Source organism: Pseudomonas sp. KK4 (assembly GCF_001984065.1).
Classification (GTDB): domain Bacteria; phylum Pseudomonadota; class Gammaproteobacteria; order Pseudomonadales; family Pseudomonadaceae; genus Aquipseudomonas.
Genome location: NZ_LYVP01000154.1, coordinates 1 through 9,949, shown reverse-complemented (window position 1 = coordinate 9,949; position 9,949 = coordinate 1). Strand labels below are relative to the sequence as shown.

The 9,949-nt window shown below is 62.0% G+C and carries 9 protein-coding genes; 3 read left to right on the top strand and 6 right to left on the bottom strand.

The genetic code is table 11. From position 1 onward, the window contains the following. Window positions 1-244: 244 nt before the first annotated feature. Window positions 245-1,162: a LysR substrate-binding domain-containing protein gene (locus tag B0W55_RS26945; protein ID WP_077048950.1), complete on the bottom strand. Its 918-nt coding sequence runs from the start codon at window positions 1,160-1,162 to the stop codon at window positions 245-247. A 317-nt stretch (window positions 1,163-1,479) separates the two neighbouring features. On the opposite strand from B0W55_RS26945, the gene B0W55_RS26940 reads away from it, so the two are divergent. Then, a complete protein-coding gene (locus tag B0W55_RS26940; RefSeq protein ID WP_175645575.1) occupies window positions 1,480-2,373 on the top strand; it encodes a tryptophan 2,3-dioxygenase in 894 nt (297 codons plus the stop codon). Between the two features lie 250 nt (window positions 2,374-2,623). Here the strand turns inward: B0W55_RS26940 and B0W55_RS26935 are convergent, their stop codons facing one another. Next, entirely contained in the window at window positions 2,624-3,700 is a 1,077-nt protein-coding gene (locus B0W55_RS26935; RefSeq protein WP_218189776.1) for a glutathione S-transferase family protein, read from the bottom strand. A 160-nt stretch (window positions 3,701-3,860) separates the two neighbouring features. On the opposite strand from B0W55_RS26935, the gene B0W55_RS26930 reads away from it, so the two are divergent. Then, window positions 3,861-4,463 carry a glutathione S-transferase family protein gene (locus B0W55_RS26930; protein WP_218189775.1) on the top strand — a complete coding sequence of 201 codons (603 nt, stop codon included), beginning with the start codon at window positions 3,861-3,863 and terminating at the stop codon, window positions 4,461-4,463. A gap of 33 nt (window positions 4,464-4,496) precedes the next feature. On the opposite strand, the gene wrbA is transcribed toward B0W55_RS26930, so the two are convergent. From wrbA to B0W55_RS26910, 4 genes are all read right to left on the bottom strand, one after another. After that, complete coding sequence (wrbA, locus tag B0W55_RS26925) at window positions 4,497-5,132, bottom strand: NAD(P)H:quinone oxidoreductase (protein ID WP_077048949.1); 636 nt, start codon at window positions 5,130-5,132, stop codon at window positions 4,497-4,499. Between the two features lie 71 nt (window positions 5,133-5,203). Next, window positions 5,204-6,154 carry a ring-cleaving dioxygenase gene (locus tag B0W55_RS26920; protein WP_077048948.1) on the bottom strand — a complete coding sequence of 317 codons (951 nt, stop codon included), beginning with the start codon at window positions 6,152-6,154 and terminating at the stop codon, window positions 5,204-5,206. 84 nt (window positions 6,155-6,238) lie between these two features. Beyond that, a complete protein-coding gene (locus B0W55_RS26915) occupies window positions 6,239-6,919 on the bottom strand; it encodes a nitroreductase (protein WP_077048947.1) in 681 nt (226 codons plus the stop codon). A 170-nt stretch (window positions 6,920-7,089) separates the two neighbouring features. Continuing rightward, the gene (locus tag B0W55_RS26910; RefSeq protein WP_077048946.1) at window positions 7,090-7,842 is read right to left on the bottom strand and encodes an SDR family oxidoreductase; all 753 of its coding nucleotides are present in this window, start codon (window positions 7,840-7,842) and stop codon (window positions 7,090-7,092) included. A 253-nt stretch (window positions 7,843-8,095) separates the two neighbouring features. Here B0W55_RS26910 and B0W55_RS26905 point away from each other — a divergent pair, with 253 nt between their 5' ends. Next, entirely contained in the window at window positions 8,096-9,688 is a 1,593-nt protein-coding gene (locus B0W55_RS26905) for a winged helix-turn-helix domain-containing tetratricopeptide repeat protein (protein WP_371807302.1), read from the top strand. Window positions 9,689-9,949 lie beyond the last annotated feature (261 nt).

The window sequence follows — 9,949 nt, the reverse complement described above, 5'->3', positions numbered from 1 at the left end:
AACCTGGCGGGGTTCCCGGCCATTTCGATTCCACTGCCCTTGCGCTCGATCGACAGCCACCTCCCCGCCTCGCTGCAAATCGTCGCCCGGCCCGGTGAGGATGCCAGGCTGCTGCAGATCGCGATGCAACTGGAAAGCCTGCTGGCCGCAGATTGCTGAACGCAAACCCCCACCTGTAGGCGCCCGGCTTGCCCGCGATGGGGCCATTGAGGCCGCCAAAAAGCTTCGCGGGCAAGCCTCGCGCCTACAGGTTTGCCTCGTCGAAGGTCGTGACCTTGGGGATCTCGACGGCCAGGAAATCAATCAACGCCCGCACCGCCGGCAGCAGCCCGGTCCGGTGGGGCATCAGCGCGGTCATGCGCGCATCGGCGACCATCCAGCCCGGCAACACCCGTTGCAGGGTACCGTTGCTGAGTTCTTCCTTGCAGATATAGCCCGGCAGCGCCGCAATCCCCAGGTTTGCGCAGGCGGCTTCCTTGGTGGAGATCATGTCGTTGCTCTGGAAACGCGGCGCGATGGGCACGCAGGTGTCCTGACCGGACGCGTTGCGCAACTGCCATTGCGACGGACCTCCGCGCACGATCGAAAGGGTCGTGTGCTGCGCCAGATCGTCCGGGGTGGCCGGAGTGCCGGTTTTGGCCAGGTACTCAGGCCCGGCGAACAGGAACCACGGCACACTGGCAATGGCGCGCTGCACCAGGGACGAATCCTGCAACGGCGAGATGTGCCCGCGAATCGCCAGGTCAAAACCTTCGCCGACAATATCCACCAGGCGGTCGGTGGAAATTTCCACGATCTGTACTTTGGGGTAACGGGTGAGGAAGGCAGGCAGCAAATCGCGCAGGGCGAACTGGGCGATTTCCACGGCAGTGGTGATGCGCACCACACCGCTGGGTTCGGCCAGTCGCTCACGTACCGCCTCTTCGGCGACCTCGGCGCTGTTGAGCATGGCGATGGCGTACTGGTAGAACTCGGTGCCGATATCGGTCATGCCGAACTGGCGCGAGGTGCGGTTGAGCAGGCGCACGCCGAGGTAGTTTTCCAGTTCGTGAACCCGATGGCTCAGCGTCGACTTGGGCAGCCGCAAACTGTTGCCGGCGGCGGTGAAGCCACCGCGATCGACCACTTGAACGAAGTAAAAGACATCTTTGAGATCCAGCATTCGGGCGCTACCTGGGCAGAATCACGATCGAGAAAACCGGGGCGGTTGTTATTGGAGTCAGCCCTCGGTACGGGTGCAGTCCCTGTGCGCAATAGCGGCCCTGCAAACATCGACGCCTTGATCATAAGTACGTGACCGTGTAACGACAATGACAGTTATTCTGGCAGTTTTTCAGGGGTGTTTTTCGTCCGGATCGTTCGCCATTCCGGGACTTATCGTGCAGCCCGGCCAACTTCTCAGGCCTGCCCGGTCACCCTAGTATTTTCTTGATCCCCGCCAACTGGCTGGCAGGTTTGAACACGACCAGGAAAATAACAATGAACAAGATCCTCGATACCGCGAGCCTCGATTCCACCGACACCCCCGCCGGGCAAACGCCCTACAGCGCCTGGATGCAGACCGACGTGCTGCACTCGCTGCAGACGCCGGTCAGCGATCACCCGGGCGAGCATGCCTGGATCGCCCACGTGCAGGTGTCCGAGTTGTACTGGATGCTGATCGTCAAGGAATTGCAGACGGCGCAACGCCAATTGCGCGACAACAACCTGAGCCTGGTCTATCGCACGCTGCTGCGGGTGGTCGGCCATCAAGCGGTGCTGGACGCCAACTGGCGCTCGATCGACTGGATGACGCCGAACGACCTGATGGCGATCCTGTCCCGGGCCGCCGCGACCTATGGCAAGGACACGGCGCTGCAAGGCTGGACCTATCGGCACATGGTCTACCTGCTGGGCATCAAACAGGCCGAGCATCTGGTGCACTTCGCCCCGCAACCGGCGCGCCTGGCACAGCTCAGGCAGGCCCTGGCCGAACCAAGTCTCTACGACGACCTGCTGGCCTATTTCGGCCGCATCGGCATGGAGGTCCCCAAAGCGGTGCTGGAGCGCGATTTCAGCGCGCCTTATGTGCCCAACGAGGCCATTGAACGGATCTGGCGAGAGATCTATGCCGGTCCCGATATCAACATCCAGTTGCAGCAGATAGGCGAGACCCTGGCCGACATCGCCGAAGGTTTCAGCCAATGGAAGTACCGCCACCTGATGGCCACCCGCCGCACCTTCGGCACCCGCCCCGCCTACTTCGGTACCGAAGGCGTGGCCTGGCTGGCACCCACGCTGGATGAAATCCCATTCCCGGAACTGTGGTCGGCACGCACCTTCATCGGCAACCCACCCACGGGCTGCCCGCACATGGCCAGGCACAACCGCTGAAGCTCGGTTTCGCCGGGCACCCAAAACCGACAAACACCACACAACACATTCAACCTCTATGGCGCCTGATACACCGCCATCGCGGGCAAGCCTCGCTCCTACAGGTTTTGTGGCAGGGCACAAAATCAGCAAACACCACTGATGACTGTGGGAGCGGGCTTGCTCGCGAAGGCGTTGGGTCAGTCATGCAGAAGGTGACTGATTTACCGCTTTCGCGAGCAAGCCCGCTCCCACAGGTCTTGCGCCTCGCTTACGAATTCCTTCGCTGCGCAGCACGTTGCGCGACGCCTGCGAAGTGCTCCGAAGGCGGCAGTGAGTCGATGGACGCGCCAATCGCCTCGCTACACAACGACGGTCGTTGGGTCAGTGCCTGAAAATACCGGGTGACATTGTGCTGATCATCCCAAAGCGACGCCAGGCCCAGATACGCCATGCGGATGAGGTTGACGCCCCAGGCCACGTCCGCCAGCGAGAACGCATGACCGTTCAGATACGGGGACGACTGAGCGCCCAGGGCCTGGTCCAGCGCCATCAGAATCTCGCGGGCATCCTGCCGGACGGCGCGCTGGAAGGCGGCGTCATGGCAGACCTTTTTGCCGCCGCTTTCCTTGGCGATCTTGGCGCGATAGGCACCGACCAGTTCGGCGTCCCCGGCATTGGCCTCGGCCAGGGCTTGCAGCGCCATGACCTTGTAGTCATACACCGTTTCCATCACCGATTTGAGGCTCTCGGGACGGTGGTCGGCATCCGGGTGAAAGCCGTACAGCAGCGCGGCATTGGGCAACCGATCGACGATGCTGACCTGGCGCATCACTTCGGCACGGGCTTGGGCAGCGGCCGGCAACAGTTGCAGCGGCTCAGTCGACACCTCATCGAGGTAGCAGCAGATGCGCTTGGAATCGGCGATGACCCGCCCCGCCACGTAGTCGATGAGCAGCGGCACCGCACAGGGATCGAAGCCTTCGGTCTCCACCGAGGTACGCCCGCTGTAGCCGCTGACCAACGCCTGCCCCATGTCCTTGCCGGCGATCAGGCGCAAACGCACGTACGCCGGGTTGTAGTGCTCGGCCGCCATGACACCGTCGGCCCCCATCGAGCACAGGATGATCATGTCGTTGGAGCGGTAACTGAGGCGCTTCTCATGCAGCACCGTACGGACCTTTTGCGAGCACAGCGAACTGGCCGCGTGGAACAGTTCAAAGCGCGGGGACTGCGCATCGCCCACCAACGTGCTTCGCTGCGGGTCGAGCATGCCGGCGCGAACAAGGGCCGTCATGTGCTTGAGCTGTTCAATCGTTTCGACCAGATTGGCGTTATCAACATCCACGACAGTCACTCCTTCAATTGAGGTGTTTTCGGTTTCGGTAGAAGATGGTTGTCAAGCGTGGGCGGTCTCCAAATCCGCTAGGATAGGACCTGTTCCAGGCGCTGGACCGCGGGTTGATCGCGGCCCTGCGTCGACCTTTTTTCTCGTTGGAGCGAACATCTTGCGACTCTATGACAGCCGAATGTCGGGCAACTCCTGGAAGGTGCGCATTCTGCTCAATCAGTTGGGCCAGCCTTACGAGCGCATCACCCTGGACCTGGCCAAAGGGGAACAACTGACCCCCGAGTTCCAGCAACTCAACCGCTTCTGCCGGGTGCCGGTATTGCAGCTCGATGACGGCCGGACCGTGGTCGAGTCCGGCGCCATCCTCATGCACCTGGCCCAGGGCAGCCGCTACCTCCCGGATGATCCCTGGCTGCGCTCGCAGGTCATCGGCTGGCTGTCGTTCGAACAGGGCGACCTGCAAAAGCCGTTGGCGCTGTGTCGCGTTTACCATTTGAAGGGCATCGCCGATCAAATGGCTGCGCAGATCGAGCAATTTCACAAAGAGGCCTACCCGGCCCTGGAGAAACTCGAACAATGGCTGGCCGGACATACCTGGCTGGTGGGTGATCACTACACCGTGGCCGACCTGGGCCTGTTCGCCTATGTCTCGCTGGCCAGCCAAGGCGGCTTGCAGATGCAGCGGTTCACGGCCATCGAGCAGTGGCTCACCCGGGTCAAGAGCCAACCGGGTTGGGTCGAACTGCTGCCGGCAGGGTGACCGGCAAACGCCCCACCCCACCGACAGCGATCCTCAGGCCAGGGCGGCTTCAGCGACCGGCGTCACGCAGCGCAACGAGCGTGCGACCGAAGCCACCCGACGGCCCTGGTACTGGGCGACGGCCAGGTGGTCTTCATCCGGCACCAGGGTGTCGAGCACTGAGACGTGGGTCGCGCCATAGGGCGTGCCGGCCTTGAACATCGACGGATCGGCGTAGCCCAGCGGCACGATGATCAGCCCCAGGTGCGCCATCGGCGCGTAGATCGACAGCAGGGTCGATTCGTTGCCGCCGTGTTTGGATGAAGTCGAGCCAAACACCGACCCCGCCTTGCCATTGAGCTTGCCGGCGAACCACAGGCCGCCCAGGCCATCGATGTAGGCCTTGAGCTCCGACGAGATCGAACCGAACCGGGTCGGCGTGCCGAAGATGATGGCGTCGGCCCATTCGGCGTCGGCTTCGGTGGGCTTTTCATACTTGGCGTTCATCGCTTCGGCGCTGTCGAACCAGCCCGGCACCTGCTGCATGATTTCCGGGCCGACCAGCTCCCGGGCCCGGCGCAGGCGAACCTCGGCGCCTTCGGCCACGGCGCCCGCGGCAATCGCGTTGGCCAGGATTTCGGTGGAACGGGTACGCGAATAGAACACGATCAGAATCTTTGGTTTGGACATGATGGAACCTGTACGGGACAACATTATGAACAGCGACTGCTGGTGGCAGTCGCTGGGTATGAGAGGCCGGGTCAGACCGAGATCGGCTCCAGGCGGCTGAGCAGTTCTTCCTTGCGGTCGCTCAACCAGGACGGCGTCTGGAATTCGCCGCCCAGATCATCGGCGGGCTCATCGATGGTGAAGCCGATGTCGGTGGTGGCCGCTTCGAACATCACGCCGCCGGGCATCTTGAAATACATGGAGCGGAAGTAATTGCGGTTCACCGATTCGGAGGTGTCGATGTACCCCATGGACATCAGTTTGTCCTTGAGCGCCATCTGCTGTTCGACGTTGTCCACGGCGAAAGCCACATGGTGAATGGTGCCTTCGCCGTAGATGGACGAGCCTTGCAGGCGGTCGGGCTCATGCTGGAACTCGACCACGGTGCCCGGTGCGCCGCTGGCGGTTTCGAAACGGTGATACGGGCCATGCTCGCCGGCGTAGCGGAAGTCGAGGGCGTCCTTCATGAAGATGATCGACTCGGCCACTTCGCGCAGCGACAGCGTGATGCTGTGCACGCCGCGAATCGCGAACTGCTCCGGGATGTCATCGGCCACGCAGGCTGGACGGCTGTCCTGATCGGAGGCGACCAGGTCGAATTCGATGCCGCACGGGTGCAGGAAGCGCTGACGGGTTTCGCCGAAACGGGTGACCGTTTCCTTGTCGTACGGCACGCCGAAGGCTTCGAAACGTGCCCGCCAGAAGTCCAGGGCGTTCTTGGGCACGGAGTAGTTGATGACGCGTATCTGGCCGGACCCGGGACGGGCCTTGACGCCGCGCTGGCGGAACGGGAACGAGGTCACCAGCGTGCCGGCATCACCCTGGGCGTTGCCGTAGTACAGGTGATAAATCGGCTCTTCACCGTCGAGCAGGACGGTTTTCTTGATCAGGCTCTGTCCCAGCAGCTTCACATAGAAATCGACGTCCTCCTGCGCACCGGCGACGCCGGCGGTCAGGTGGTGGAAACCTTTGATGGCTGACATGTGATTCTCCATTTCATGTGGACAAGCAGGGTCCGCGACGCCTGTCCGGCGCCGTGGGCGATTAACGTGGGGTTGTCGCAGTGCTCAGTCGACGAAGGTGGTGAACTCTTCGAGTTCCAGCTTGGCGACGGTCATTTTGTTTTCCGGCAGGCTGTTGTCGGCCCAACCCAGTGACATGCCGGCGACGACCATCTGATCCTCGGGAAGGTTGAGTTCGGCGCGCAGCAACGGGTGCTGCAGCGACCAGATCTGCTGCGGGCAGGTATCGAGCCCGCGGCCCTTGGCGGCCAGCATCACGTTCTGCAGGAAGCAGCCGTAACACAGGAAACTGGCCCACTCCAGGCGCCGATCCATGGTGAAGATGATGCCGACCGGTGCATCGAAGAAACGGAACTGGCGCTCGACGTCACGCCGCCGCCCCTCCTTGTCACTGCGACAGCAGCCTTGGGCATCGCCCAGTTGCCCGCGGAAGGTATGGAAGCGGGTCTTGTACGGGTCATGCAGTTCTGGCGGAAAAAACGGATATTCCGGCGTCTGCCCTTCCGGCGACGCGCGATAGGCCTCCACGGCGGCTTCGGTGATGCGCTCGCGGGACTTGCCGGTGATGACATAGCAACGCCACGGTTGGCTGTTGCTCGAGCTCGGCGCATGTTTTGCCGCCGACAGAATGTCCTTCACCATGTCCATGGGCACTGGTCGATCCAGAAACCCACGCTTGGCACTGCGTTCGCGAATCAGCTCATCAATGAACAGGCCATTCGGCATTTCCTGTCTCCTTTATTTTTAGATTGGAGTTTCAGCGGTTCCCGTTTCTGGCGTCTGTGCTGTTGCTGTTGCGGACTGCCTTGGGTGTGTTCAGAGCATATGAGCCTTGAACCGGGCCGAGAAGCCGCAGCGGTTGTACGCAGGGTTAGGGATTTGTGAACGATCACTTTTCACCGGGCCGTCGACCGGGCGAGCCAGTCTTCAAAGCGGATCGCGCCCAGTCGCGCCGTCTTGCCGGCGGTCAGCGATTGATCGTCGAGCACGGCACCGAAATAACGCGCGTTCACATCCGGCAGGACCTTGCGCCTGTCCCCGCTCGCCTGCAAAAAACGCCCGGCCAGTTCATCGATCGGCAGGGCTTCAGGACCTGCGATTTCCAACGTGCCATTGACCGGCGCGGCCAGCACGATATCGGTGAGCGCCGCCACCACGTCGTCGGCCGCGACCGGCTGGATCAACGCGGGTGAAGCGTGAATCGCCTCACCGACGGCGAACGACTGGACAATGGCGCCGACAAACTCGAAGAACTGCGTGGCCCGCAAAATGGTGTAGGGCATGCCGGAGGCCTTGATCAGAAGCTCTTGCGCAGCCTTGGCCCGAAAGTAGCCGGTATCGGGAAGCCGCTGGCTGCCAACGATCGACAGGGCAACATGATGGCCGACGCCAGCCGCCGCTTCGGCGGCCAAGAGGTTGCGGCTCGACGTTTCAAAGAAATCGAGCACGGCCTGATCGTCCCAGGACGGCGCGTTCGCGACGTCGACCACTGTATCGGCGCCCGCCAGGGCATGGGCCAAGCCCTCGCCCGTGATGCTGTTCACCCCGGTGCGGGGGCTGGCGGCAAGCGCATCATGGCCACATCCACGCAAAGCATTCACCAGCCTGGATCCGATGAGGCCGGAGCCTCCAATGACGACAATTTTCATGAGACTTTCCCACCTTGGCGACTGCAACCGTTGCGTCGGGATGAGGACAGATTGGCTCGGCGCAGCAGGCAAGTCCTTGCGCCAACCTTGGATTTGCCTTGGCGCCCCCTTGGATTTGCATCCAATCACGCGCTCACCCGTCCAGTCACCGCTGGCGCGGACGGTGCAGCGGGTTTCGAGCTGCCGTATGATCAGCTTCAGATACCTGTCGCCAGGCACCCGGGGCACGACGTTGCGGGCGTTTTTCCAGGGGATGCTCACCGTGCAATACCTATTTGAAGGCTATGTTCTCGATGAGCAACGCAGGGAGCTGACCCTGCGCGGACAGGTCGTGGCCGTTGGGCCGCAAGTCTTCGATCTGTTGCTGTTGTTCGTCAGCAATCCCGATCATGTGGTCAGCAAGGATGACTTGCTCCAGGCGGTGTGGAGCGGCCGGATCGTCTCGGAATCGACGATCGCCAGCCACATCAACGCGGTGCGTAAAGCCATCGGCGATACCGGCGAACAACAGCGCCTGGTGCGTACCGTTGCCCGCAAGGGCTATCGCTTCATCGGCCAGGTCAAGACCCACGACAGCCAGCAGGCACTCCAGCCCGACCTTGACGAGCGCCGGACCGCCACACAAACGCCCTCCCCCGGCCTGGTTCTGCCGGAAAAACCCTCGATTACTGTCCTGCCCTTTCATAACCTGAGCGGCGATCCGGCCCAGGAGTATTTCGCCGACGGCGTCGTGGAGGACATCATCGTCGCTCTGTCGCGCATCCGCTGGCTGTTTGTCATCGCACGCAATTCAAGCTTTACCTACAAGGGCCAGGCAGTGGACGCCAAAGGGGTCGGTCAGGAGCTGGGGGTGCGCTACGTGCTCGAAGGCAGCGTGCGCAAGTCCGGCAACAAGGTGCGCATTACCGGGCAACTCATCGATGCCACCCGTGGCACACACCTGTGGGCTGAGCGTTTTGAAGGGACGCTGGACGATATTTTTGAATTGCAGGATCAAATCACCGAGAGCGTCGTCGGCGCCATCGCGCCGCAACTGGAACGCGCGGAAATCGAACGCGCCAAACGCAAACCGACGGAAAACCTCGACGCCTACGACTATTACCTGCGCGCCATGGCAAAACTGCACAGCGGCAGTCGGGAAGCCATCGTTGAAGCGTTGTCGATGTTCTACCAGGCCATAGCGCTCGATCCGGAATTCGCTTCGGCCTACGGCATGGCCGCCTGGTGCCTCTTCTGGCGCAAGCTCAATGGCTGGATGACTGACAGGGCCACAGAAATTGCCGAGGGCACGCGGCTGGCGCACCTGGCGGTGACCCTGGGCCGCGATGATGCAGTCGCGTTGACTCGGGGCGGCCATGCACTGGGCCATTTCACCGGTGATCTCGATGGTGGCATTGCACTGCTCGACAGGGCACGCCTGCTCAACCCCAACCTCGCTCCCGCCTGGTACCTGGGCGGTATCCTGCGCGCACTGCGTGGTGAAACAGACACTGCCATCGAAGATTTGACCCATGCCGTGCGCTTGAGTCCGCTGGATCCGGAAATGTTCAGGATGCAGATTGGAATGGCGTTCGCGAACCTTTTCGCCGGTCACTTCGAGGCGGCGGCGGACTGGGCGGAAAAAGCGCTGGGCAACTTGCCCGGCCTTTTGGCGCCGGCGGCGGTGGCGGCAGCCAGTCATGCGCTGGGCGGGCAAATGGAAAAAGCCAGGTGGGCGATGCAACGTCTGCGCGGTCTGGACCCCACTTTGCGTTTGTGCGACCTCAAGGACTGGTTGCCGATAAAGCGGCCCGAGGATATGGCGCGGTTCGCCGATGGGCTGCGTCTGGCAGGATTGCCGGAATAACCGCCACGTCAAAAAATCGCAGCCTGCGGCAGCGCCTGCAGGAGCAGCGCGATATCACTGCCGTCGATGTTCACCATCATGTCAATGAAGTTCTCTTAAAAATTCTGCGGCGTAACATCAGCTCCATACCAACCCATTACACCCGGAGCACACGATCATGAAACGCCAGACCCTTCTCAGCATCGCTTTCTCGGTTTTCGCAGTGAACGCTTTCGCCGCTACTTCTGCTCAACCTGTCGTCGCTGAAGGCGGCTCGGATCG